We start from the raw sequence: 22997 nt of genomic DNA, 5'->3' as shown, positions 1-22997 counted from the left end.
AATCCCCTCAATCGAGCGCTTTTTCCCATGTTCAGTCGTATTGCTCTCTTCCTGATGACCAACCTCGCGGTTCTGGCCCTGGCCAGCGTGGTGATGTCGCTGCTGGGCGTGAACTCCAGCCAGATGAGCGGTCTGCTGGTGATGGCCGCCATCTTCGGCTTTGGCGGTTCAATCATTTCGCTGCTGATGTCCAAGTGGATGGCCAAGCGCTCCACGGGCGCGGTGGTGATCACCGAGCCGCGCAACGCGACCGAGCGCTGGCTGCTGACCACGGTGGAGCGCCAGGCGCGCGAAGCCGGCATCGGCATGCCGGAAGTGGCGGTCTATGACGGCCCGGAAATCAACGCCTTCGCCACCGGTGCCAACCGCAACAACGCGCTGGTGGCGGTGTCCACGGGCCTGTTACAGAACATGAGCGAAGACGAGGCCGAAGCGGTGCTGGGCCACGAAATCGCCCACGTTGCCAACGGTGACATGATCACCATGGCCTTGTTGCAGGGCGTGCTGAACACCTTCGTGATCGTGCTGGCCCGTGTGGTGGGCGGCATCATCGACAGCGCGCTGTCGGGCAACCGTGAAGGCGGCGGCCGTGGCTTTGCCTACTTCATCATCGTGTTCGCGCTGGAAATGGTGTTCGGCCTGTTCGCCACCATGATCGCGATGTGGTTCTCGCGTCGTCGCGAGTTCCGCGCCGACGCCGGCGGTGCCCACCTGGCCGGTCGCCAGAAGATGATCGCGGCGCTGGAGCGCCTGAAGCTCAACCACGGCCAGAGCACCCTGCCGACCCAGGTCGCCGCCTTCGGCATCGCCGGCGGCATCGGCCAGGGCCTGCGCAAGTTCTTCCTCAGCCACCCGCCGCTGGAAGATCGCATCGCCGCCCTGCGTGCTGCGAACAACAACACCGCCGTGTAATTCGGTGGGTTCAAGTGATTTCCGAACGCCCGGCCATTGCGCCGGGCGTTCTGGTTTCTGGGGTTGCATGATCTACGTGTCGCCGGGCGCTGCCCGGCTGCTGTTGGAATCGTGCGAACTGCCCTCGGCTGCCGGTCTACGTGCCTGGGGCCACCGGATGGGGGGTACGGGACACGCCGTGAATCCATCCATGGAGGCTACTCGGACGCCATCCATGGCGCCGAGTGTCCCGTACCCCCCATCCGATGGCCCTTCGACACATGGTCGGTGGCCATGGGAAATGCCAGATCAAATGCGGTGTCCATCTCATGCAATGGGTTCGTGCGGATGGGTTTTGATCTGCCTTGGCCACCGGCCCACTGTCTCGGGCGTGCCGGGGTGGGTTTGCGGGACACTCCACGGCATGGATGCCGTGGAGTAGCCTCCATGGATGGATTCACGGCGTGTCCCGCAAACCCACCCCGGTGCGCCCAAGCACGGGAACCAATGACCGGCGGCTGTTCGCCCAAATCCAACAGCAGCCGGGCAGCGCCCGGCGATCCGAGATGCCTGCCAATGCCGGCTGTTCGCGCAACCCCCTGAAACAACAACGGCACCCGAAGGTGCCGTTGCAGGTGAAGCGAAGGCAGAACTCACAACTTCGCGTCGAACTCGGCGGCGTAGCCGGTGTTGACCAGGACCTTCTGCAGGATCTCGCTGTTCTTTACGTTGCCGGCGACGATCTGCTGGGTTTCCGGGCCGCGGCTGTCCATGCGGGCCGGGGTGGCACCCTTGAAGTCGCACACGCGGCCGCCCGCTTCGCGGACCAGCAGCACGCCGGCGGCGATGTCCCACGCCTTCACGCCCGCTTCGAAGTAGGCGTCGGCGCGGCCGCAGGCCACGTAGGCCAGGTCCAGCGCGGCCGAACCCGTGCGGCGCACGTCTTCGGCCTGCACCAGCAGCGCGTCCAGCGCCTTCAGCTGCGAACTGGCGCGGTTGCGTTCGCGCGGGGCGAAGCCGGTGTGGATCATCGCGCCCGACAGGTCCTTGCGGTCTGCCACGCGGATGCGGCGGTCGTTCAGCACCGCGCCCGCACCGCGGCTGGCGGTGAACAGTTCATTGCGCAGCGGGTCGAAAATCACCGCGTCGGTCGGTTCGCCGTTCTCGGTCAGCGCGATCGACACGCAGTAGTGCGGGAAGCCGCGCAGGTAGTTGCTGGTGCCGTCCAGCGGGTCGATCACCCACATGTGGCGGTTCACCGCCTGCACGCCGCCTTCTTCGCCCATGATCCCGTACTCCGGGTAGGCGCGCTTGAGTTCCTTGACGATTACCTTTTCCGCGTCCGCATCCACTTCACTCGCATAATCCATGCGCCCCTTCTGCACCACGTTCAGTGCTTCCAGCTTGTTGATGTTGCGCAACAAAACGTTGCCGGCGAGGCGGGCGGCCTTGACCATGACGGTGACGGCGGGTTTCTGCATGGCGAAAAGCTCCCGGAAAGGCAGAGGGGGGATTGGCGGGGGAAAAGAGCGGTGCCGGCGCACAGGCCGGTGACACAGTTTACCATTTGTCGCAGTTCTTCTCGCGTTTGGCCTGTTCATGTCCCTGCAAACCGCTCCAACCCGCATCCGCTTTGTCCTCGTCGGCACCCAGCACCCCGGCAACATGGGCGCGGCCGCCCGCGCCATGAAGACCATGGGCCTGGGCCGGCTGGTGCTGGTGGCCCCGGAAAAGCCGCTGGATGAAGAAGCCTTCCGCCGCTCCGCCGGGGCCGAGGACGTGCTCGGCGATGCCCCGGTCGTCGCCACCCTGGCCGAGGCCGTGGCCGACTGCCGGCTGGTGCTCGGCTGCACCGCCCGTGCCCGCCGCGTGCAGCTCGAGGAACTGCTGCCCGCCGTGGCCGCCGAGCGCGCCCTGGCCAAGGCCGGCGATGCCGCCGACCCGGGCGAGGTCGCCTTCGTGTTTGGTCGCGAGCGCACCGGCCTGACCAACGAGGAGCTGCAGCTGTGCCACCTGGCCGTGCACATTCCGTCCAATCCGGAGTTCAGCTCGCTGAATCTCGCCGCCGCCGTGCAGGTGCTGGCCTACGAGCTGCGCATGGCGCATCTGCAGGCGGCCCCGGCCATTGCGTTGGCAGCTGACGCTGAAGCCCGCGAGCAGGCCGCCAGCCACGCCCAGATAGAAGGCCTGTTCGGCCAGCTGGGGCAGACCCTGGATGACATCGACTTCCACAAGGGCCGTGCGCCGGAGTCGGCGATGCGCAAGCTGCGCCGTCTGTTCCTTCGCACCGAATTGAGCGAACAGGAAGTACGCTTGTTGCGCGGCATTCTGTCGGATGCCCAGCGGATGGCACGGTTGGCGCAAGATAAGCCGTAATCGCCTGACGCACGTCACACTTTTTCAGGTAGGCTGTCTCGATTCCTTTGGGGGGAGCAGATGGGATTGCCGGTGCTGCGGAGGCTGCTGCAGGGGGGGCTGCTGTGTCTGGGCATCGTTGCGATGACCGGTACCGCGCAGGCCGGACCTGACACGGCCGATGGCGGCCACGTTCTGGTACTTGGCCGGATCAGCGACAATCCCAAAGCACACCATGCGCAACTGCAGCCGCTGCTCGACTACGTGGTGCCGCGCATGCGTGATGTCGGCATCACCGAAGGCCGCATTTTGATGGCCCCCGATGCCCAGCAGATGGCCAGCTACCTGCGCCGTGGGCGCGTGGATTGGGTTACCGAAACCACCGGCACCGCCGTGGCCCTGGGGCTGCGCAGCGGCGCGCAGCCGCTGCTGCTGACCGAGCGCAGCGGGGTGCGCGACTATCACACTGTGTTCTTCGTGCGCCGCGACAGCCCGGTCCGGGTGCTGGCCGACCTGAAGGGGCACTCGCTGGCGCTGCAGAACGTGGCGTCCACCAGCGCCTACCTGGTGCCGGTGATGACCCTGCTGCAGCAGGGCCTGACCCCGGAGATCCTGTTGTCCGCGCGCGACGCGGCTGCCCCGGATACCGTGGGTTATGTGTTTGCGCGGTCGGAGGCCAACATTGCCACCTTCGTGCACAAGGGCCTGGTTGATGCCGGTGCGGTCAGCAGCGTGGACTGGGCCGACCCGCAGCGGGTGCCGGCCAGCTTCAAACGCGACTTCCGCGTGCTGTACCGTACCGATGCCTACCCGCGGGCGGTGGAGGTGGTGCGCGCCGGGCTGGAGCCGAAGGTGCGCGAGCGTCTGCAGGAGGTGCTGCTGCAGGCGGCGTCCGACCCGCAGGCGCAGGGGGCGCTGGAAAAGTTTTTTGGTACGTCCGGGTTCCATCGGGTGGATGCGCAGACGCAACACCGGTTGGATGAATTGAAACAGGGTCTTACACGCGTGCGGATGGAAGTGGAATGAGGCCGTTGGGTTCCGGAATGCAGTCCCGCTTTGTATTGGCAATGGGCGGGGCGATGGTGGTGGTGGTGGCGATCGTGGCCGTGGTGTTGGGGCGCCAGGCGACGATGCAGGACGAGGTCAAGCACCTCAGCGGCACGGTCATCCATGACCTGTTCGACCGCAGCGTGCGCAGCCGGGGTGAAGCCCTGGCCCGTGAGCTGTCCGACGCGCTGGCCAATCCGCTGTATTACAACGACCTGCAGCAGGTGGGGGCGCTGGTGCGCAATACCTCGCGGCAGCAGGTGGTGCGCTACGTGCTGGTGTTCGACGAGGACGGCAAGCTGATCCACGACGGCTCGACCGACGTGGCCGACTTCGGCCGGCCCATGCAGGACCCGCTGGCGGCCGGCGCGGTGGCCGCGCGCACGCTGGTGGTGCAACAGTCGCCCAAGGTGCTCGACAACGCAATGCCGATCATGATCGGCAACCAGCGGATTGGCGGGGTGCGGGTGGGCATGGCGCTGGACGACGTGCAGGCCATGGAGCAACGCGCCAACGCGACCCTCGGTGACCGCCTGCAGCAGGTCGGCAAGCGCCACCTGGGCTGGCTGCTGCTGATGCTGGGGCTGCTGCTGGTCATCGGTGTGGTGGTCATCATCTATGTGCAGCGCACCCTGGTCGCCCCGATCCGCGGGCTGGCCGCGGCCGCCCGCCAGATTGAAGCCGGCGACTACCGCCCGCAGTTGGGCCAGAGCAACAGTTCCGGCGAGGTCGGGGAGCTGGTGCGCGCGTTCGCGCGGATGAGCGAGGCGATTGCCCGGCATGACCGCGAAGTGCGGCACATGGCCTATACCGATGCACTCACCGGGCTGACCAACCGGCTCGCGTTCCGAGAGGCGCTGGACCACCGCCTGATGGCGGCGCGCGCGTCCAATCATCGGCTGGCGTTGTTGTTCGCCGACATGGACGACTTCAAGCGGGTCAACGACACCCTCGGCCACGAGGCCGGCGACGAGGCCCTGCTGCAGTTTGCCCAGCGCATCAGCGCGGCGGTCGGGCAGGCCGGTGGCGATGAAGCCCTGCTGGCGCGCTTCGGCGGCGACGAGTTCGTGATTCTGATCGGCGATGGTGACGTGGCCGCCGGTGCCCGTCAGCTGGCCGAAGTGCTGGTCCGCGAGCTTGGCAAGCCGCTGGTGGTGCAGGGCCGTGAGCTGTTCCTGGGTACCTCGATCGGCGTCACCCTCTTCCCGGATGATGCGGCTGATGCGACCACGCTGCTGAAGAACGGCGACATCGCCATGTACCAGGCCAAGATGGCCGGCAAGAACTGTTACCGCTACTACAGCCGGGCCATGGACCACGCCGTTGAACGTCGCGTGCACATGGAGCAGGAGCTGCGCGGCGCGTGGGAGCGTGGCGAGCTGCGGCTGGTCTACCAGCCGATCTTCCGCACCCGCGACCGCCGCCTGTGCGGCGTGGAAGTGCTGCTGCGCTGGCAGCACCCGACCCTGGGCACGATTCCGCCGTCGGTGTTCATTGAAGTGGCCGAGCAGAGCGGCCTGATCGAGGTGATCGGGCCCAAGGTGCTGCGGGCGGCGTGCCGGGAAGCCATGCAGTGGCCGCTGACGGCGGAAGGTGAAGGCCTGTTCGTCTCGGTCAACGTCTCGCCGCGCCAGCTGCGGGGGGGCGAACTGCCCACCCTGGTGGCCGAATCACTGCGCGAAACCGGCCTGCCGGCCTCGCGCCTGCATCTGGAGCTGACCGAAACGGCGGTGATCGGCGACGAAATGCTGGCCGCGGCCCTGCTCGACAAGCTGCACCGCACCGGCGTGAAGGTGTGGCTGGACGACTTCGGCACCGGCTTCTCCGGGCTGAGCCACCTGCGTCAGGTGCCGGTGGACGGGGTGAAGATCGACAAGAGCTTCGTCGCTGACATGCAGCGCGACCCGGACGACCTGGCCCTGACCACCGCGATCATTGCCATGGCGCATGCGCTGGGCATCACCGTGGTTGCCGAAGGCATCGAGCAGGAAGTGCAGTTCGACCTGCTGGCGCAGCGCGGCTGCGACCTCGCACAGGGTTATTGGTTGAGCCACCCGGTCAGTGCTACGGATGTGGTGCACATGATTGAATCGGGGCGGTGACGGACAGGCGTGACGACCAACGGTCGTCACCTACCGTGACCGCATGTTCGGTTGCACCGGTAGGCGACGACCGTTGGTCGTCGCCGCAAACGGCCCGTTACACGGGGCGTTTGCTTGAATCCCCGGAAATCTCGCGGACCAGCTTCGGCACCAGATAGCCGGAAAGCCGCGCGGTCAGCTGGGCATGCAGGGACTTGGCGGTGGCGTCGTCCACTTCAAAATGGGCCACGCCCTGCACCCGGTCGACCTGGTACAGGTAGTACGGCAGCACGCCACCGGCGAAGCTGCGCTCGCTCAGATCCTGCAGGGCCTGCAGGCTGTCATTCACCCCGCGCAGCAGTACCGCCTGGTTGAGCAGGGTGCAGCCGGCATCGCGCAGGCGGGCCATGGCCGCATCCACGCTGGCATCGAATTCGTTGGCATGGTTGGCGTGGATCACGAACGCCACCGGCCAGGGCAGGCTGGCGATCCACTGCACCAGGTCGTCATCCACCCGCTCCGGCAGCACTACCGGCAGGCGGCTGTGGATGCGCAGGCGGCGCAGGTGCGGAATCTGCTTCAGCGCATCGGTCAGCTCGACCAGCTTGTGGGTGGCCAGCGACAGCGGGTCGCCGCCGGACAGGATCACCTCGTCGATGCCGGGGTCCTGTGCAATGGCGTCCACCGCCTCACGCCAGCCCTCGCGGGCGGCATTCTCGGTGCCGTAGTCGAAGTGCCGGCGGAAGCAGTAACGGCAGTTGATCGCGCAGCTGCCGGTGGTCACCAGCAGGGCCCGGCCGTGGTACTTCTGGATCACCCCGGTGGCCTTGCGGGCCAGCCCGTCGCCGACTGCGTCCAGGCTGAACCCGGGAGCCAGCTGAAGCTCGTCGGTGATCGGAAGGACCTGGCGCAGCAGCGGATCGGCCGGGTCGCCGTGGCGCATGCGGGCGATGAAGCCCTGCGGCACCCGCAGCGCGAACTGGGCCAGCGCCTCGTCCGACACCGGCAGCCCGGCCGCATCCAGCCCCAGCTGCGCCAGCAGCACCCGCGGGTCGCGGACCGCGTCACGCCACAGCTGCTGCCAGCGGACGGGAGAGGGCAGGGGCGTGGCGGAGAGCTGCATGAAAGGCGGGCCTTGCGGTTATCATAGGGGGCAGAACAACGTGACTTCCCGCCGGTACCGGTGGGGCTTTCCATTCTATCCGGCTCGCCGCGCCTGCGCGGCGTTTGCCCATTCAGGAGTTACCGCATGGCCACTGTTGGCATGAACGACGTCAAGAACGGGATGAAGATCCTGGTCAACAATGAACCAGCCGTCATCACGGACACCGAATACGTCAAGCCGGGCAAGGGCCAGGCCTTCACCCGCGTCAAGTACCGCTTCATCCGTTCCGGCCGCGTGGTCGAACTGACCATGAAGGCGACCGATGACCTGGAAGTGGCCGACGTTGTCGATACCGACATGAACTTCATGTACAGCGACGGCGAGTACTGGCACTTCATGGACCCGGAATCGTTCGAGCAGGTCCAGGCTGACAAGGCCGGCATGGGCGGCGCGGAAAAGTGGCTGAAGGGCGAAGAAGCCTGCATCGTGACCCTGTTCAACGGTGCCCCGATCTTCGTGCAGCCGCCGAACTTCGTCGAACTGAAGATCACCGAAACCGACCCGGGCGTCCGTGGTGACACCTCCGGCGGTGGCGGCAAGCCGGCCACCCTGGAAACCGGTGCCGTGGTGCGCGTGCCGCTGTTCGTCAACCAGGACGAAATCATCAAGGTCGACACCCGCTCGGGCGAATACTCCGCACGCGTGAAGTAAGAGCTTCCAAGGATGAAACGCGCCGACGCACTGACGTCGGCGCTTCCCTTTCTTCTGCTATCGGCGCTTCATTGACCGGGCGCGTGGCGACGCGCTCATTGAGACGGTGCCGAGGCGATTGCATGGCGCGACCGCATGACCGACACCTCCCGCATCCCCGAAGCCTGTGACCTGCTGATCGAAGCCGGGTACGTGGTCCCGATCGAGCCGCATGCGGTGGTGCTGGAAGACCATGCCGTGGCTGTCCGTGGCAGTGAGATCGTGGCGATCCTGCCGCGCGCCGAAGCCCGCGCCCGCTTCGCCCCGAAGCAGACCGTGTCGCGCCCCGATGCGGCGCTGATGCCGGGCCTGGTCAATGCCCATACCCACAACCCGATGACCTTGCTGCGCGGCGTCGCCGACGACCTGCCGCTGATGGTGTGGCTGCAGCAGCACATCTGGCCGGTGGAAGCGGCAGTGATCGGGCCGGAGTTCGTCGCCGACGGCACCACCCTGGCGATTGCCGAAATGCTGCGCGGCGGCACCACCTGTGCCAACGAAAACTACTTCTTCGCCGACGTGCAGGCCGCCGTGTACAAGCAGCACGGCTTCCGCGCGCTGGTCGGCGCGGTGGTGATCGATTTCCCCACCGCCTGGGCGAAGACCGATGACGAGTACTTCGCCAAGGCCGGTGAGCTGCACGACCAGTGGCGCGGCGACTCGCTGATCGGCACCTCGTTCGCGCCGCACGCGCCGTACACGGTCAGCGACGCCAACTTTGAACGCGTGCGCATGCTGTCCGACCAGCTGGACATGCAGGTGCACCTGCACACCCATGAAACCGCGCAGGAAATCAGCGATTCGATCAAGCTGCACGGGCAGCGCCCGCTGGCGCGCCTGGACCGCCTGGGCCTGGTCAACGACCGCCTGATTGCGGTGCACATGACCCAGCTGACCGACGCCGAAATCCACCTGTGCGCCGAGCGCGGGGTGAGCGTGGTGCACTGCCCGGAATCGAACCTGAAGCTGGCCTCGGGCTTCTGCCCGGCCTGCGCGCTGCAGCGTGCGGGGGTCAACCTGGCGATCGGCACCGACGGCTGCGCCAGCAACAACGACCTGGACATGTTCAGCGAGAACCGCACCGCGGCCATCCTCGCCAAGGCGGTGGCCAACGATGCCACCGCACTGGATGCAGCCACTACGCTGCGGGCAGCCACCCTCGGCGGCGCACGTGCGCTGGGCTTCGGTGACCGCATCGGCTCCATCGAGGTCGGCAAGCAGGCCGATCTGGTCTGCGTGGACCTGTCCGCGCTGGAAACCCAGCCGCTGCATCACGTGCTGTCGCAGCTGGTGTATGCCGCCGGCCGTCACCAGGTCAGCGATGTCTGGATTGCCGGTCAGCCCAAGCTGGTGCAGCGTGAGCTGGTCGGCATGGACACCGCCGCCATCGTTGCCAATGCGCGCCAGTGGCGCGAGCGTATTCGACACATCCGTGCGTGATTGCGTCGCACCGATCCAAGAAGGTAACCCCATGAACAGCCCCCACGCTTCCACCAATTTCGATCAGGCCGAACTGGACAAGTTCGCCGCGCTGGCCAACCGCTGGTGGGACGCCGATGGCCCGCAGAAGCCGCTGCACGCGCTGAACCCGGTGCGCCTGAAGTACGTCGCTGACCGCGCCCCGCTGCGCGGCGCACGCGTGCTGGATATTGGCTGCGGCGGCGGTCTGCTCAGCGAGGCGCTGGCCCAGGCCGGTGCGGACGTGACCGCCATCGATCTCGCCCCCGAGCTGGTCAAGGTCGCGCGCCTGCATGGGCTGGAATCCGGGGTGAAGGTCGACTACCGCGTGCAGGCCGCTGAAGATCTGGCTGCGGAACAACCCGGCAGCTTCGACGTGGTCACCTGCATGGAAATGCTGGAGCACGTGCCGGACCCGGGCGCGATCATCGCCGCCTGCCACCGTCTGCTGAAGCCGGGCGGGCAGCTGTTCCTGTCCACCATCAACCGCACCCCGGCCGCGTTCGCGGTGGCCATTGTCGGTGCCGAGTACGTGGCGCGGCTGCTGCCCAAGGGCACGCACCACTACCAGGAATTCATCAAGCCGGCCGAACTGGGCAAGTGGCTGCGCGAAGCCGATTTCAACCTGCGCGATGTCAGCGGCATGGCCTATGAGCCGTGGCGCAATCGCGCACGCTTGAGTTCGCGCACCGACATCAATTACCTGGCCCATGCGGTCAAGCCGGAAGACAGCGTCGGTGGCTGAAGTACTGGCTGCAAAGACCGGTTTCCCGAAAGCGGTGCTGTTCGATCTGGACGGCACCCTGCTCGACAGTGCGCCGGACATGCTGGCCACCGCCAACGCGATGCTGGCCGCGCGCGAGCGTGCGCCGATCACGTTGGAGGTGCTGCGCCCGGTGGTGTCGAAGGGCTCGCGGGCGATGGTGTCGGTGGCCTTTCCCGAGCTGGATGCCGCTGCCCGCGATGCGCTGATTCCGGAGTTCCTGCAGCGTTACGAAGCGTTGATCGGGCAGCACGCGGTGCTGTTCGACGGCGTGGCCGGCATGCTGGATGCGCTGGATGCCGCTGGCACGGCGTGGGGCATTGTCACCAACAAGCCCGAGTATCTGGCGCGGTTGATCGTGCCGCAGCTGGGCTGGCAGCAGCGCTGCCAGGTGCTGATCGGCGGCGATACCCTGAGCGAGCGCAAGCCGCACCCGCTGCCGCTGCTGGAGGCCGCCCGGCGCATGGGTATCGAGCCTGCCACGTGCGTGTACGTCGGCGACGACGAGCGCGACATTCTGGCTGCGCAGGCGGCCGGCATGCCATCCGTGGCCGCGCTGTGGGGCTATCGCCTGGATGACGACAACCCGCTGGCGTGGGGCGCGGAGGTGATGGTGGAAACGCCGTCGCAGCTGCACACGCCTTGTGCCTGGCCCAGCGTACGCACGTCTTGATCCCCGGTATGGACCAACGGTCCATACCTACCGTGCCCTGATTACAATTTGCCCACCGCCACCCCGCAACCCGCGGTAGGTACGCACCGTTGGTGCGTACATGCACCGCCAGGAAACGCCCATGACCACCTCCAGCGCCCTCGACAGCTTCCTCGACAAATGGCGCACCCGCTGGCCGGAATGGTCGGTGGCCGAGCCGTTCATCCCCGAGCATCAGCGCAATCTGGTGGTGGCCTGGTTCTCGCTGCTGCAGGAATTCGACGACATCCTCAACACCGCCGGTGATCCGCTGCCCGCCGATGCCAAGCTGGCCTGGTGGGGTGAGGAGCTGCGCAGCTGGGCCGGGCAGCGCTCGCGCCATCCGCTGGGGCGGCTGCTGGAGCCGGTGCGTGCGCCCTGGGCCGAACTGGCGCAGACCCTGCCGGACCTGGTGGAAGCGCGTGCGGTGCCGGTGGATGCCGCGCACGCACAGAAGGCGCTGATGGCCTACGCAGCGGCGGTGGCGGCGGTGGAAGCGGTGATGTTCGATACCCCGGCGCGGGATGATGTGGCCACGCCGGTGTTGTTGCAGACCCTGAGCCAGCGTCTGCAGGAGGCCGGTGTGGCGGCGGTGCCGCGTTCGTTGTTGGCGCAGGACGATGGCAATGCGCCGCAGCGCTATGCCGCGGAGTTGCTGCAGCCGTGGCCGGCGCGTGTGGCCGGCCCGCGTCCGCGTCGCATGTATGCGTCGCTGGCGCGCACGCGTTTGCAGGCGTTTGCCGCAGGGCGTGCGCCGCAGGTGACGCCGCTGCGGACGTTGTTGCGCACCTGGTGGGCCGGGCGCGGGTGAGATCCCGTTGGACGCGCATGGCGCGTCCCTACGCGGGTGTTATTTCCCGCGCTCCAACACCAGCAGCGGATCAATCCGCGTATCAAACCAGTTCATGCCCCAATGCAGGTGCGGCCCGGTTGCACGACCGGTGGCCCCGACTGCGGCAATCACCTGACCCTGTTCCACCCGGTCGCCCACCTTCACGTCGATCCGGGACAAGTGCAGGAAGTTCGAGCTGATCCCAAACCCGTGATCCAGCAGCAACGTGCCGCCGGTCAGATACAGATCCGGCCCGGCAAACGTCACCACACCCGCCGCAGGTGCCTTCACCGGCGTACCGGTCGGCACTGCGATATCCATCCCCGAATGGCCTGAGCCCGGCTGCCCGTTGTACACCCGTGCATTGCCGAAACGCCCGCTGATGCGGCCCTGCACCGGCCAGATGAAGGCCTGCGCAAAGTCGGCGCGGTTATCATCGCGCGCCCGCGCCGCCGTCACCTGCGCCTGCTCGCGCTTGATCCGTTCGGCGATCGCCGGCGGTGGATTCACCGTTTTCGGCGGCACGCCGTTGACCCGTTCGACCGGCCAGTCGCGCGGGGTCACCGCGATACTGGCGGTCTCCGCGCTGCCGTCCGGCCGCTGTACCTGCACCTGCAGCGGGCCTTTCTCGTCGCGGCCAATACCAAACACCACGCTGCCATAACCGCTCACCCGCAGCGTGCGGCCTGCGTAGGTCACCGTGCTGCCGGGCGGCACCTTGCCGATCACCATCGCGCCCTGCGAGGCACTGGCCGGAAACACCACGCGGGTGTCGGCCTGGGCCAGGGCAGCGGCGGGCAGCAGCACCGTCGCCGCCACTGGAGCCAGGGCCAGCAGGCCCAGGCCGATCATCCATGCCCGCATCAGCGGTCGTAGCTCAGACGCTGGCCGTTCGGCGCGCCCACCAGGGCAGTGCCGTCCCAGGCCAGCTCGCCGTTGACCCAGGTCGAGGCAATGCGCGAACGGAAGGTCATGCCTTCGAACGGCGACCAGCCGCACTTGGACAGGATGTCCTCGCGCTTCACCGTGAACGGCACGTCTTCCACCAGCACCAGGTCGGCGAAGTAGCCTTCGCGCAGGTAGCCGCGCTGGCTGACATCGAACAGCTGCGCCGGGGCGTGGGCGAACTTCTGCACCACCTGCTCGATGCTCAGCTTGCCTTCGTGCACCAGTTCCAGTGCCGCCACCAGGGCGTACTGCACCAGCGGCAGGCCCGACGGTGCCTGCGCATACGGCTTCTGCTTTTCTTCCCAGGTGTGCGGGGCGTGGTCGGTGGCCAGCACGTCGATGACGTTGTCGGCCACGGCCTGCGTAAGTGCCTCGCGGTCACTGACTTCCTTGATCGCCGGGTTGCACTTGATCAGGTTGCCCAGGCGGGCGTAATCGGTGCGGTCAAAGCGCAGGAAGTGGATACAGGTTTCGGCGGTGATCTGCTTGCGGCTGCCATCGGCGCGGATCAGCGGACCCTTCTCGAACAGCGCCAGTTCGTCAGCGGTGGAAATGTGCAGTACGTGCAGGCGGGTGCCGTGCTTCTTCGCCAGCGACACCGCCAGCTGCGACGATTTGAGGCAGGCCTCGCGCGAGCGGATGTCCGGATGCTGCTCGGCGCTGAGGGCGTCGCCGTACTTCTCGGCGTACTCCTTGGCCTTGGCATCGATCATCGGCGTGTCTTCGCAGTGGGTGATGATCGGCGTCGGCGCGTCGCGGAAGATCGCGTCCAGGGTTTCCGGGTTGTCGACCAGCATGTTGCCGGTGGACGCGCCCATGAACACCTTGATGCCCGGCGCGGTCTTCGGGTCCAGAATCTGGATGTCGGCCAGGTTGTCGTTGCTGGCTCCCATGTAGAAGCCGTAATTGGCGCGCGCGCGCCCCGCGGCGGCATCGTACTTGGCCTGCAGCGCAGCCGCGTTCAGGGTCGGCGGGTTGGTGTTGGGCATGTCCATGAAGCTGGTCAGCCCGCCGGCCACGGCCGCCGCAGACTCGGTGGCGATGTCGCCCTTGTGGGTCAGGCCCGGTTCGCGGAAGTGCACCTGGTCGTCAATCATGCCGGGCAGCAACCAACGTCCGGCTGCATCAACCACGGTTTCGCCGGGGCGCGCTTCCAGGCCGGTGCCGATCTGGGCGATACGGCCGTTCTCGATGCGCAGGTCACCTTGGGTAATGGTGCCTTCATTGACCAGACGGGCGTTGACGATGAGCGTGGAGGACATTTCAGTGGGTTCCTGGGCAGCGACAGGCGGCGCGATCGGTGCGCGGCGGCACCTCGTCGATACCGCCGGGATGGAAGGGATGGCAACGCCCCAGGCGCTTGGCGGCAAGCCAGCTACCGCGCGCGGGGCCGTGCATGGCAATGGCCTGCATGGCGTATTCAGAACAGCTGGGCATGAAGCGACAGCGCGGTCCCAGCAGTGGGCTGATGAAGCGCTTGTAGACGCGGAGCAGGGCGATGAGCAGGCGTGAGATCACCTCCCCATCTTAGAGCAGTTGGCATGAAGGCCGCATTTGTCGCAGGATGGGCTGTTGGTCCGGTCCGCGCCTGGTGCGCGGGCAGGCCGCCCCGGTGTCGAAGGCGCCGGGTCAGGTACCGAACTGCGCACGTCGGTCCACCCCATCCGGGGCCCGATGTCACCGCAGACGGCTCCGCGCATGAACGGAGTCCGTCACGTGGTTGCTGCTGCGGGTCGGGTAGGCTATAAAGGCCCGCTTTCCCGGGCCCCGGGGGAAACCAAGGAAGAGCGTTTCGTGGCTGCTAAAAAAACTGCAAAGAAGGCCGTCCAGGCCGCCAAGAAAACCGCCAAGCCTGTAGTCAAGAAGGCGGCCAAGTCCGTTGCCAAGAAGCCGGCGACCAAACCGGTCGTGGCCAAGAAGGCGGCTGCCAAGCCGGCTCCGAAGGCACCAGCAAAGAAGGTTGCCGCTCCGGCCAAGCCCGCAAAGAAGGCGGCTCCGGCCAAGCCTGTTGCCAAGGCACCGGTCAAGAAGCCGGTGGTGGCGAAGAAGGCTGCGCCCAAGCCGGTCGCCAAGGCCCCGGCAAAGAAGGTCGCCGCTCCGGCCAAAGCCGTCAAAGCACCCGCAAAGCCGGCGGCCAAGCCCGCGCCGGTGAAGCAAGCCGTTGCCAAGCCGGCACCGGCCAAGGCTGCCAGCAAGCCCGTGGCATCCAAGCCGGCCGCCAAGCCGGCCGCAGCACCCGTAGTGAAGTCCGCACCGAAGTCGGCTCCGCCGGCTCCGGCCAAGTCTGTCCCGGCCAAGGCCGCGGCCAAGCCTGCTCCTGCCCCGGCCGCTGCGCCGAAGGCGGCAGCGGCTGCCCCCGCGCCGAAGGCCCCGCAAAACAAGAATCCCGTGCCCGTTTCGAAATCGCCTGCAAAAACCCCCGCCAAGTCCGAGCCCACCGCCAAGCCTGCCGTGCAGCGCCCCGTCGGCAAGGTCGCCGTGGCCGTCGCCGCGCGCTCGTCCGCCCCGGCTCCGCGCACCAAGGTCAAGGTAGTGGAGTACAAGACCGACGAGGCCACCGGCCGTCCGATCCTGCCCGCCGGCTACAAGCCGAGTGCAGAAGAGGAATACATGAGCCCGCTGCAGCTGGAGTATTTCCGCCAGCGTCTGCAGCAGTGGCGTGGTGAGCTGGTCGAAGAGTCCAAGCAGACCATCGAGAACCTCAAGGAAGAAGTCCGCGACATCGGCGACGAAGCCGAACGCGCCACCCGCGAAACGGAAAATTCGCTCGAACTGCGTACCCGCGACCGCTACCGCAAGCTGATCGGCAAGATCGAAAGCACCCTGAAGCGTCTGGAAGCCGGCGACTACGGCTACTGCGTCGACACCGGTGAAGAGATCGGCCTGGACCGCCTGGAAGCGCGTCTGACCGCCGAACGCACCATCGACGCCCAGGAGCGTTGGGAGCACATGCAGAAGCAGCAGGGCGATTGATCGCTCGCTGTTGCTGATTGCGCGAAAAACCCGGCTCCGGCCGGGTTTTTTGTTGCTCGTAGAGCCGGGCTTGCCCGGCTGCTGTTGGTTTTTGGCGAACAGCCGGTGGTCATCGGTTTCCGTGTTTGGGCGTGCCAGGGTGGGTTTGCGGGACACGCCGTAAACCCGTCCATGGGGGCTCGTAGAAAACATCCATGTTTTCTACGGTCCCGCAAACCCACCCCGGCACGCCCCAGACAGTTGGCCGGTGGCCATGGAAAATCAAAAGCCGCGCTTGGCCCCGGTGGAATTCGGAATGCCTTGGTGGGATCGGTCGACAGACGATCGCCGTGAAATCCCCAACGTTCGGTAACGCATGACCTCGGATCAACGTTGCCGTTGATCTGGCATTTCCCATGGCCACCGACCCTCTGTCGAGGGTGGCTCGGGGTGGGCTGGAGGGGGCATGAGCCGCATGGATGCGGCGACTGAGGCTACAAGGACGTACTTGCGCCGTCCCCCGGAACGCCCATCCCGAGCCGCCAAGTCAGGGATACCGTGAACCGAGGGCTGTTCGCACGAATCCAACAGCAGCCGGGCAAGCCCAGCTCTACTGCAGATCGCGCAGATTCAAGCGGCGCAGGGTGGGGTTCTTCCAGGCGGTGATGCCGGCCACGCTCAGTACCGCGAAGCCGCCCAGCACCACCGCTGGGACCAGGCCCAGCAGTTTGGCCATGGTGCCGGCGTAGAACGCGCCCAGTTCGTTCGAGGAACTGATGAAAATGCCGTTGATCGAGGACACGCGCCCACGCATTTCCTCGGGCGTGGCCAGCTGCAGGATGGTCGAGCGTACCACCACCGAGACGCCGTCGAAGGCCCCGTAGAACAGCAGGATTGCCGCCGACAGCCAGAAGTGGTGGGACAGGCCGAAGCCGATCACGCACAGGCCAAAGCCCGCCACCGCGAACAACAGCACCCGGCCCGCGTGCTTCTGCAGCGGGTGCCGCGCCAGCCACAGACCCACGCACACTGAGCCCAGTGCCGGGGCGGCGCGCAGGATGCCCAGACCCTCTGGGCCGTGGTGCAGGATTTCATGCAGGAACGCCGGCAGCATCGCCACCACGCCGCCCAGCAACACCGAGAACATGTCCAGCGCCATCGCGCCCACCATGATCCGGTTGCCCAGCACGAACCGGCCGCCTTCGGCGATGCTCTTGAAGATCGGTGCCGCCGGGCCGGTATGCACCGGCTCGCTCACCCGCAGTGCGGCCAGACAGCCCAGCGCCGCCAGCGCGAACGTCGCCGCCACCGCATAGGCCACGCCCTTGCCGCCCATGCCCACCAGCACGCCACCCAGGGCCGGGCCGATCACCATGCCGGTCTGGAACACTACCGCGCCCAGGCCCGCGCCACGTGCGTACTGGTGCCGTTCCAGCACCCGTGCGAACAACGCGTTGTAGATCGGCGACAGGAACGCGCGCACCATGCCGGTCAGCGCAATCGCCGCGTAGATCGGCCAGACCCCATTGAAGGGAAGCCAGCCCATCGCCACGCAGGTCAGCACCACGGCCGTCAGCACCAGCCCCGTGCACGCCACCATGCCCAGCCGGCGGCGCGGCAGATGGTCAACCAGATAGCCCGCAAACGGGGCCACGCAGAAGAACGGCAGCACCTCGGCCAGCCCCACCAGGCCCAGCGAGAACGGATTGCGGGTCACCTCGTAGATGTGCCAACCCACCGTCACCGCCACGATCTGGTACGACAGCATCGCCAGGATGCGGTACGCCAGTACTTGTGCGAAGCCCGGGCGGGCCAGCAGACCGAGTGCGCTTTCTTCGCCGGCCGGCGTGGGGGCGGCCGGGCTCACGATTGTGCTTTTGCGGTGTCGCGGATGAAGGCCAGCATCGCCGCCACGCCGTTGCTGCGGGTTGGCGACAGGTGCTTGGCCAGGCCGATGTCGCTGATGTAGGTCGGCTCGGTCGCCAGGATCTCTTCCGCCGAACGGCCCGAGTACACCCGCAGGGCCAGGTAGATCAGACCCGAGACGATGGCCGAGTCACTGATCGCATGGAAGCGCAGGTTCTGCGCGTTGCCCTCCGGCACGATCCAGACCATCGACTGGCAGCCGAGCAGACGGTGTTCTTCGGATTTCCATTCCTCAGGGAAGGCCGGCAGCTTGCGGCCCAGGTCGATCAGGTACTGGTAGCGCTCGGACCAGTCACCGAAGAAGGCGAATTCCTCGGCAATGGCGGCCTGCGCTTCGGCAGCAGTGGGTTCAAGCGGGAACGGACTTTCCATCACAACACTCTCAATCAATTCGGTATCAACGAAACAACACGGCCGCCACACAACACCGCCGCGGAAACCCGGTAACACCCGACCGTTGGTGGAGTGACCCGGTAGCACCCGACCGTTGGTCGGGTGACGGCGTCAGCCGCGCTTGCGCACCCAGCGAATACCCTGCGCGGTGTCCTCCAGCACTATGCCTTCCGCCGCCAACTGGTCGCGGATCGCATCAGCACGGGCAAAGTCACGCCCAGCCTTGGCAGCCGTGCGTTCGTCAATCAGGCCCTGGATGCGTGCATCGTCGTCGGCGTCGCCACCGGCGGTACCAAACCACGCCGCCGGGTCCTGCTGCAGCAGGCCCAGCGCCAGGCCTGCGCCCAGCAGGGCAGACTTGGCGGCGACACGGTCTGCCGGTTCGGCACGACGCGCTTCAGCACCCAGGCGCGCCAGCTCGGCCAGCGCCTGCGGGGTGTTCAGGTCGTCGTCCAGGGTGGCTTCCACTTCCGCCGGAATTACCGCCGTGGCTTCCACGTCGGCCAGATCACGCAGGGTGCCGTACAGACGATCCAGCGTGCGCGCGGATTGTTCGATCAGCGCATCGGACCAGTCCAGCGGCTGTCGGTAGTGTGCCGACAGCAGGGCCAGTCGCAGCGCTTCCGGCGCATGCTTGCGCACCAGGTCATGCACGCGCTCGATGTTGCCGATCGACTTGCTCATCTTGGCGCCGCCGAAGTTGAGCATGCCGTTGTGCAGCCAGAACCGGGCGAAGGTCTTGCCGCCGTGGGCGCACTCGCTCTGCGCGATCTCGTTCTCGTGGTGCGGGAACTGCAGGTCGACACCGCCGGCGTGAATATCGATGGTTTCGCCCAGGTGTGCGGCGGCCATCGCCGAGCATTCGATATGCCAGCCGGGGCGGCCACGGCCCCAGGGCGAATCCCAGCCCGGCAGGTCGTCGCTGGACGGCTTCCACAGCACGAAGTCGCCCGGGTCACGCTTGTAGGGAGCCACGTCCACGCGTGCGCCGGCCAGCATTTCCTCCGGGTCGCGGCGCGAGAGCTTGCCGTAGTCGGCATACGAAGACACCGAAAACAGTACGTGGCCTTCGGCCGCGTAGGCATGCCCGGCCGCGATCAGCTGCTCGATCATGGTGATGATCTGCGCCATGTGCGCGGTGGCTTCCGGCTCGATGTCCGGCGGCACCACGCCCAGCGTGGCCATGTCTTCACGGTAGGCGGCGGCAAAGCGGTCGGTGATCGCGGTGATCGGCACGTTCTGCTCGCGTGCGGCGGTGTTGATCTTGTCGTCCACGTCGGTGATGTTGCGCGCGTAGCGCAAACCGCCGAAACGCCGGCGCAGCAGGTCGGCCAGCACCCCGAACACCACCGGCCCGCGGGCGTTGCCGATATGTACATAGTTGTAGACCGTGGGACCGCACACATACAGGGTCGGACAGGCCGGATCGAGCGGGGTGAACGGTTCGAGCTGGCGTGTCAGGTTGTTGTGCAGGCGCAGGGTCATGAGGGGCGTTGGCCGAGGGGAGTGGGGCAAGCCCCCGATTTTAGAGCACAACGGTCGCCAGCGCCGGTCTGGCGGGGCCTGAAGCGGGCTGACCACGTCAGGTGGTGTCGTTTTATGGCCGTCTAGCTATGGGCAATAGCGTCACGGACGGGTAATGTTCAGCCCCTTGCCCCTGGCACTGCCTACACTATCCCCCTTGTCCTCGACCCGGTTGCCAATGAAATCCGCTTTGTTGCTGACGCTGGCTGGCTGCCTGACCGGAAGTGCCGCCTTCACGGCGTGCGCCCAGGAAGCCGACGTGCGCAACCGGGTGGTGATTGTCGAGAATGTCAAGTTCGACTACGCCCAGGTGCTCAACGTGGAGCCGGTGTTCCAGACCCTGCGGGCCACCCGCACCGAGGAGCATTGCGAGCCGGTCTCGACCCGGACCCTAGCTCCGGTGAACGTCACCGGCGAAGAGCCGCAGGAAGAGAAGGGCCGTTTCGGCCGCTTCATGGACTCGGTGCGCTCGATCTTCAAGCGTGACGACACCCAGGTGAACGAAGACGGCAGCCCGGTGGTGGAAGCCGCCCCGGCGGCCGGCAATGGCCCGTTATTGACCCGTGACTGCAAGATCGTGCCGGTCGGCCGTGAGTTCCGCCGGCCCATCGCCTACGACGTGGATTACGTCTACAAGGGCACCAAGTACCGTTCGCGGCTGCCGGAAGATCCGGGCAACCGCCTCAAGATCCGGGTCTCGATCACCCCGTGGGTCGGGGCCGAGCAGCAGGCCGGGCCGGCCAATCCGTAACGACGGGTGTTGCACCCGCCCCCCGCACATGTAAAGATGGCGGGCGATGAAACTCACCGACTTCCAGCACGACACCAGCGCCGCCCGTATGGCTACGGGCATGACGTCGCGTGCCCGCCGACCGGAACCCCACATTTTCGCTGGGTAACCGGAGCTTCGTGCTGTCTGTTCGGAAAACCCAGCCCCCGTGCTGGGTTTTTTCGTTTCTACGATTTGAAAAGTTGCATTTGTACCCTTTCTTCCATTGAAACCCGCCTCAAAGGATCGATCGATGTCCCTGAAGCACTTCCTGAACACTCAGGACTGGAGCCGTCCGGAACTGGACGCCCTGCTGACCCAGGCCGCCCTGTTCAAACAGAACAAGCTCGGCGACCACCTGAAGGGCAAGTCCATCGCCCTGGTGTTCTTCAATCCGTCCATGCGTACCCGCACCAGCTTCGAGCTGGGCGCGTTCCAGCTGGGCGCGCATGCGGTGGTGCTGCAGCCGGGCAAAGATGCCTGGCCGATCGAGTTCAACCTGGGCGCGGTGATGGACGGCGACACCGAAGAGCACATCGCCGAAGTGGCCAAGGTGCTGGGCCGGTACTGCGACATCATCGCGGTGCGCGCGTTCCCGAAGTTCGTCGACTGGGCCTATGACCGCCAGGACATCGTGCTCAACAGCTTCGCCAAGTACTCGCCGGTGCCGGTGATCAACATGGAAACCATCACCCACCCGTGCCAGGAACTGGCCCACGTGATGGCACTGCAGGAACACTTCGGCACCCAGGACCTGCGCGGCAAGAAGTACGTGCTGACCTGGACCTACCACCCCAAGCCGCTGAACACCGCGGTGGCCAACTCGGCACTGACCATCGCCACCCGCATGGGCATGGACGTGACCCTGCTGTGCCCGACCGCGGATTACATCCTGGACGAGCGCTACATGGGCTGGGCGGAGCAGAACGTCGCCGAGAACGGCGGTTCGCTGAAGATCAGCCATGACATCGACAGCGCCTACGCCGGTGCCGACGTGGTCTACGCCAAGAGCTGGGGCGCGCTGCCGTTCTTCGGCAACTGGGAGCCGGAAAAGCCGATCCGCGACCAGTACAAGCACTTCATCGTGGACGAACGCAAGATGGCGCTCACCAACAACGGCGTGTTCAGCCACTGCCTGCCGCTGCGCCGCAACGTCAAGGCCACCGACGGCGTGATGGATTCGCCGCAGTGCATTGCCATCAACGAAGCCGAGAACCGCCTGCACGTGCAGAAGGCGATCATGGCCGCCGTCGCCGGTCGTTGATCCATTCCAGAAATCACCCATACATCGCAATCGGACCTCACCCCCATGACCACGAACAAAGACATCGTCCTGGCCTTCTCCGGCGGACTCGACACCAGCTTCTGCGTGCCCTACCTGCAGGAACGCGGCTACAACGTGCATACCGTGTTCGCCGACACCGGCGGCGTGGATGACGAGGAACGCGACTTCATCGAAAAGCGCGCCGCCGAACTGGGCGTCACCAGCCACGTCACCGTCGACGGTGGCCCGGCCATCTGGAAGGGCTTCGTCAAGCCGTTCGTGTGGGCCGGCGAAGGTTACCAGGGCCAGTACCCGCTGCTGGTGTCCGACCGTTACCTGATCGTCGACGCCGCGCTGAAGCGCGCTGCCGAACTGGGCACCAACATCATCGCCCACGGCTGCACCGGCATGGGCAACGACCAGGTGCGTTTCGACCTGGCGGTGAAGGCGCTGGGCGACTACCAGATCGTCGCGCCGATCCGTGAAATCCAGAAGGAACACACCCAGACCCGCGCCTACGAGCAGAAGTACCTGGAAGAGCGTGGCTTCGGCGTGCGCGCCAAGCAGCAGGCCTACACCATCAACGAGAACCTGCTGGGCGTCACCATGTCCGGCGGCGAGATCGACCGTTGGGAAGCCCCGGGCGAAGGCGCGCGCGGCTGGTGTGCACCGCGTGAGCAGTGGCCGACCGAAGCGCTGCACGTCACCCTGAAGTTCGTCGAAGGCGAAGCGGTTGAACTGAACGGCAAGGCGCTGCCGGGCGAGCAGATCCTGGCCCAGCTCAACAAGCTGTTTGCCCCGTACGGCGTGGGCCGTGGTGTGTACACCGGCGACACCGTGATCGGTCTGAAGGGCCGCATCGTGTTCGAAGCCCCGGGCCTGGTCTCGCTGCTGACCGCGCACCGCGCGCTGGAAGATGCCGTGCTGACCAAGCAGCAGAACCGCTTCAAGCCGGACGTCGCACGCAAGTGGGTGGAGCTGGTGTACGAAGGCTTCTACCACGACCCGCTGAAGACCGACATCGAAGCCTTCCTGAAGTCTTCGCAGGGCAAGGTCAACGGCGAAGTGGTGCTGGAAACCCGTGGCGGCCGCGTGGATGCGGTGGCGGTGAAGTCGCCGCACCTGCTCAATGCCAAGGGCGCGACGTATGCGCAGTCGGCGGATTGGGGTGTGGAGGAGGCCGAGGGCTTCATCAAGCTCTTCGGTATGAGCTCGACCTTGTACGCGCAGGTCAATCGCTGATCAGCA

21 protein-coding genes are annotated in these 22997 nt (G+C 66.4%); 13 read left to right on the top strand and 8 right to left on the bottom strand.

The window, feature by feature from the left end:
* Positions 1-27: 27 nt before the first annotated feature.
* On the top strand, positions 28-912 hold the full coding sequence (gene htpX, locus PDM29_RS00170) for a protease HtpX (protein ID WP_311191909.1): 885 nt from the start codon (positions 28-30) through the stop codon (positions 910-912).
* 632 nt (positions 913-1544) lie between these two features.
* Here htpX and PDM29_RS00165 read toward each other — a convergent pair.
* Positions 1545-2372 carry an inositol monophosphatase family protein gene (locus PDM29_RS00165; protein WP_311191908.1) on the bottom strand — a complete coding sequence of 276 codons (828 nt, stop codon included), beginning with the start codon at positions 2370-2372 and terminating at the stop codon, positions 1545-1547.
* A 118-nt stretch (positions 2373-2490) separates the two neighbouring features.
* Between PDM29_RS00165 and PDM29_RS00160 the strand changes: the two genes are divergently transcribed.
* From PDM29_RS00160 to PDM29_RS00150, 3 genes are all read left to right on the top strand, one after another.
* Entirely contained in the window at positions 2491-3267 is a 777-nt protein-coding gene (locus tag PDM29_RS00160; RefSeq protein ID WP_311191907.1) for an RNA methyltransferase, read from the top strand.
* A 66-nt stretch (positions 3268-3333) separates the two neighbouring features.
* Entirely contained in the window at positions 3334-4272 is a 939-nt protein-coding gene (locus PDM29_RS00155; RefSeq protein WP_311193853.1) for a phosphate/phosphite/phosphonate ABC transporter substrate-binding protein, read from the top strand.
* Positions 4269-6395, top strand: coding sequence for a putative bifunctional diguanylate cyclase/phosphodiesterase (locus PDM29_RS00150; protein WP_311191906.1), 2127 nt, complete (start codon positions 4269-4271; stop codon positions 6393-6395). The genes PDM29_RS00155 and PDM29_RS00150 overlap by 4 nt, the downstream gene beginning before the upstream one ends.
* 97 nt (positions 6396-6492) lie before the next feature.
* On the opposite strand, the gene epmB is transcribed toward PDM29_RS00150, so the two are convergent.
* Positions 6493-7497: an EF-P beta-lysylation protein EpmB gene (gene epmB, locus PDM29_RS00145; protein WP_311191905.1), complete on the bottom strand. Its 1005-nt coding sequence runs from the start codon at positions 7495-7497 to the stop codon at positions 6493-6495.
* A 126-nt stretch (positions 7498-7623) separates the two neighbouring features.
* Here epmB and efp point away from each other — a divergent pair, with 126 nt between their 5' ends.
* The 5 genes from efp to PDM29_RS00120 all read left to right on the top strand — a co-directional run bounded on the left by efp (position 7624) and on the right by PDM29_RS00120 (position 11952).
* On the top strand, positions 7624-8190 hold the full coding sequence (gene efp, locus PDM29_RS00140) for an elongation factor P (protein ID WP_282298220.1): 567 nt from the start codon (positions 7624-7626) through the stop codon (positions 8188-8190).
* Positions 8191-8325: 135 nt separating this feature from the next.
* Positions 8326-9669, top strand: coding sequence for a TRZ/ATZ family hydrolase (locus tag PDM29_RS00135; RefSeq protein ID WP_311191904.1), 1344 nt, complete (start codon positions 8326-8328; stop codon positions 9667-9669).
* Positions 9670-9700: 31 nt separating this feature from the next.
* Positions 9701-10432 carry a bifunctional 2-polyprenyl-6-hydroxyphenol methylase/3-demethylubiquinol 3-O-methyltransferase UbiG gene (gene ubiG / locus PDM29_RS00130; RefSeq protein ID WP_282298564.1) on the top strand — a complete coding sequence of 244 codons (732 nt, stop codon included), beginning with the start codon at positions 9701-9703 and terminating at the stop codon, positions 10430-10432.
* Positions 10425-11123 carry a phosphoglycolate phosphatase gene (locus PDM29_RS00125; RefSeq protein WP_311191903.1) on the top strand — a complete coding sequence of 233 codons (699 nt, stop codon included), beginning with the start codon at positions 10425-10427 and terminating at the stop codon, positions 11121-11123. Before ubiG ends, PDM29_RS00125 begins: the two co-directional genes overlap by 8 nt.
* 121 nt (positions 11124-11244) lie before the next feature.
* Positions 11245-11952: a squalene/phytoene synthase family protein gene (locus PDM29_RS00120; RefSeq protein WP_311191902.1), complete on the top strand. Its 708-nt coding sequence runs from the start codon at positions 11245-11247 to the stop codon at positions 11950-11952.
* Positions 11953-11991: 39 nt separating this feature from the next.
* On the opposite strand, the gene PDM29_RS00115 is transcribed toward PDM29_RS00120, so the two are convergent.
* The 3 genes from PDM29_RS00115 to yidD are packed head-to-tail and all read right to left on the bottom strand — an operon-like array spanning position 11992 to position 14439.
* Complete coding sequence (locus PDM29_RS00115) at positions 11992-12837, bottom strand: M23 family metallopeptidase (protein ID WP_311191901.1); 846 nt, start codon at positions 12835-12837, stop codon at positions 11992-11994.
* Positions 12837-14183, bottom strand: a complete 1347-nt coding sequence (locus tag PDM29_RS00110; RefSeq protein WP_311191900.1) for a dihydroorotase — start codon at positions 14181-14183, stop codon at positions 12837-12839. Before PDM29_RS00110 ends, PDM29_RS00115 begins: the two co-directional genes overlap by 1 nt.
* 1 nt (position 14184) lies before the next feature.
* Positions 14185-14439: a membrane protein insertion efficiency factor YidD gene (gene yidD, locus PDM29_RS00105; protein WP_311191899.1), complete on the bottom strand. Its 255-nt coding sequence runs from the start codon at positions 14437-14439 to the stop codon at positions 14185-14187.
* Between the two features lie 276 nt (positions 14440-14715).
* On the opposite strand from yidD, the gene dksA reads away from it, so the two are divergent.
* The gene (dksA, locus tag PDM29_RS00100) at positions 14716-15894 is read left to right on the top strand and encodes an RNA polymerase-binding protein DksA (RefSeq protein WP_311191898.1); all 1179 of its coding nucleotides are present in this window, start codon (positions 14716-14718) and stop codon (positions 15892-15894) included.
* A gap of 589 nt (positions 15895-16483) precedes the next feature.
* On the opposite strand, the gene PDM29_RS00095 is transcribed toward dksA, so the two are convergent.
* The 3 genes from PDM29_RS00095 to cysS all read right to left on the bottom strand — a co-directional run bounded on the left by PDM29_RS00095 (position 16484) and on the right by cysS (position 19677).
* A complete protein-coding gene (locus PDM29_RS00095; RefSeq protein WP_311191897.1) occupies positions 16484-17740 on the bottom strand; it encodes an MFS transporter in 1257 nt (418 codons plus the stop codon).
* A complete protein-coding gene (locus PDM29_RS00090) occupies positions 17737-18174 on the bottom strand; it encodes a SufE family protein (RefSeq protein ID WP_311193852.1) in 438 nt (145 codons plus the stop codon). Before PDM29_RS00090 ends, PDM29_RS00095 begins: the two co-directional genes overlap by 4 nt.
* Before the next feature lie 129 nt (positions 18175-18303).
* Positions 18304-19677 (bottom strand): cysteine--tRNA ligase, encoded by a 1374-nt coding sequence (gene cysS, locus PDM29_RS00085; RefSeq protein WP_311191896.1) that lies wholly within the window; start codon positions 19675-19677, stop codon positions 18304-18306.
* 217 nt (positions 19678-19894) lie between these two features.
* Between cysS and PDM29_RS00080 the strand changes: the two genes are divergently transcribed.
* The 3 genes from PDM29_RS00080 (at position 19895) to PDM29_RS00070 (ending at position 22991) form a co-directional block, all read left to right on the top strand.
* Positions 19895-20467 carry a hypothetical protein gene (locus tag PDM29_RS00080; protein ID WP_311191895.1) on the top strand — a complete coding sequence of 191 codons (573 nt, stop codon included), beginning with the start codon at positions 19895-19897 and terminating at the stop codon, positions 20465-20467.
* Positions 20468-20738: 271 nt separating this feature from the next.
* Positions 20739-21749, top strand: a complete 1011-nt coding sequence (locus tag PDM29_RS00075) for an N-acetylornithine carbamoyltransferase (RefSeq protein ID WP_311191894.1) — start codon at positions 20739-20741, stop codon at positions 21747-21749.
* 45 nt (positions 21750-21794) lie between these two features.
* Entirely contained in the window at positions 21795-22991 is a 1197-nt protein-coding gene (locus tag PDM29_RS00070) for an argininosuccinate synthase (RefSeq protein WP_311191893.1), read from the top strand.
* Positions 22992-22997: the final 6 nt, after the last annotated feature.

Source organism: Stenotrophomonas oahuensis, assembly GCF_031834595.1.
GTDB classification, from domain to species: Bacteria; Pseudomonadota; Gammaproteobacteria; order Xanthomonadales; family Xanthomonadaceae; genus Stenotrophomonas; species Stenotrophomonas oahuensis.
This window is presented reverse-complemented; position numbering and strand designations above follow the sequence as displayed.

Excerpts from the sequence above, each read along its gene's own strand:
- htpX (WP_311191909.1), top strand. The coding sequence starts at position 28 with ATGTTCAGTCGTATTGCTCTCTTCCTGATGACCAACCTCGCGGTTCTG.
- PDM29_RS00165 (WP_311191908.1), bottom strand. The coding sequence starts at position 2,372 with ATGCAGAAACCCGCCGTCACCGTCATGGTCAAGGCCGCCCGCCTCGCC.
- PDM29_RS00160 (WP_311191907.1), top strand. The coding sequence starts at position 2,491 with ATGTCCCTGCAAACCGCTCCAACCCGCATCCGCTTTGTCCTCGTCGGC.
- PDM29_RS00150 (WP_311191906.1), top strand. The coding sequence starts at position 4,269 with ATGAGGCCGTTGGGTTCCGGAATGCAGTCCCGCTTTGTATTGGCAATG.
- epmB (WP_311191905.1), bottom strand. The coding sequence starts at position 7,497 with ATGCAGCTCTCCGCCACGCCCCTGCCCTCTCCCGTCCGCTGGCAGCAG.
- efp (WP_282298220.1), top strand. The coding sequence starts at position 7,624 with ATGGCCACTGTTGGCATGAACGACGTCAAGAACGGGATGAAGATCCTG.
- PDM29_RS00135 (WP_311191904.1), top strand. The coding sequence starts at position 8,326 with ATGACCGACACCTCCCGCATCCCCGAAGCCTGTGACCTGCTGATCGAA.
- ubiG (WP_282298564.1), top strand. The coding sequence starts at position 9,701 with ATGAACAGCCCCCACGCTTCCACCAATTTCGATCAGGCCGAACTGGAC.
- PDM29_RS00120 (WP_311191902.1), top strand. The coding sequence starts at position 11,245 with ATGACCACCTCCAGCGCCCTCGACAGCTTCCTCGACAAATGGCGCACC.
- PDM29_RS00115 (WP_311191901.1), bottom strand. The coding sequence starts at position 12,837 with ATGCGGGCATGGATGATCGGCCTGGGCCTGCTGGCCCTGGCTCCAGTG.
- PDM29_RS00110 (WP_311191900.1), bottom strand. The coding sequence starts at position 14,183 with ATGTCCTCCACGCTCATCGTCAACGCCCGTCTGGTCAATGAAGGCACC.
- cysS (WP_311191896.1), bottom strand. The coding sequence starts at position 19,677 with ATGACCCTGCGCCTGCACAACAACCTGACACGCCAGCTCGAACCGTTC.
- PDM29_RS00080 (WP_311191895.1), top strand. The coding sequence starts at position 19,895 with ATGAAATCCGCTTTGTTGCTGACGCTGGCTGGCTGCCTGACCGGAAGT.
- PDM29_RS00075 (WP_311191894.1), top strand. The coding sequence starts at position 20,739 with ATGTCCCTGAAGCACTTCCTGAACACTCAGGACTGGAGCCGTCCGGAA.
- PDM29_RS00070 (WP_311191893.1), top strand. The coding sequence starts at position 21,795 with ATGACCACGAACAAAGACATCGTCCTGGCCTTCTCCGGCGGACTCGAC.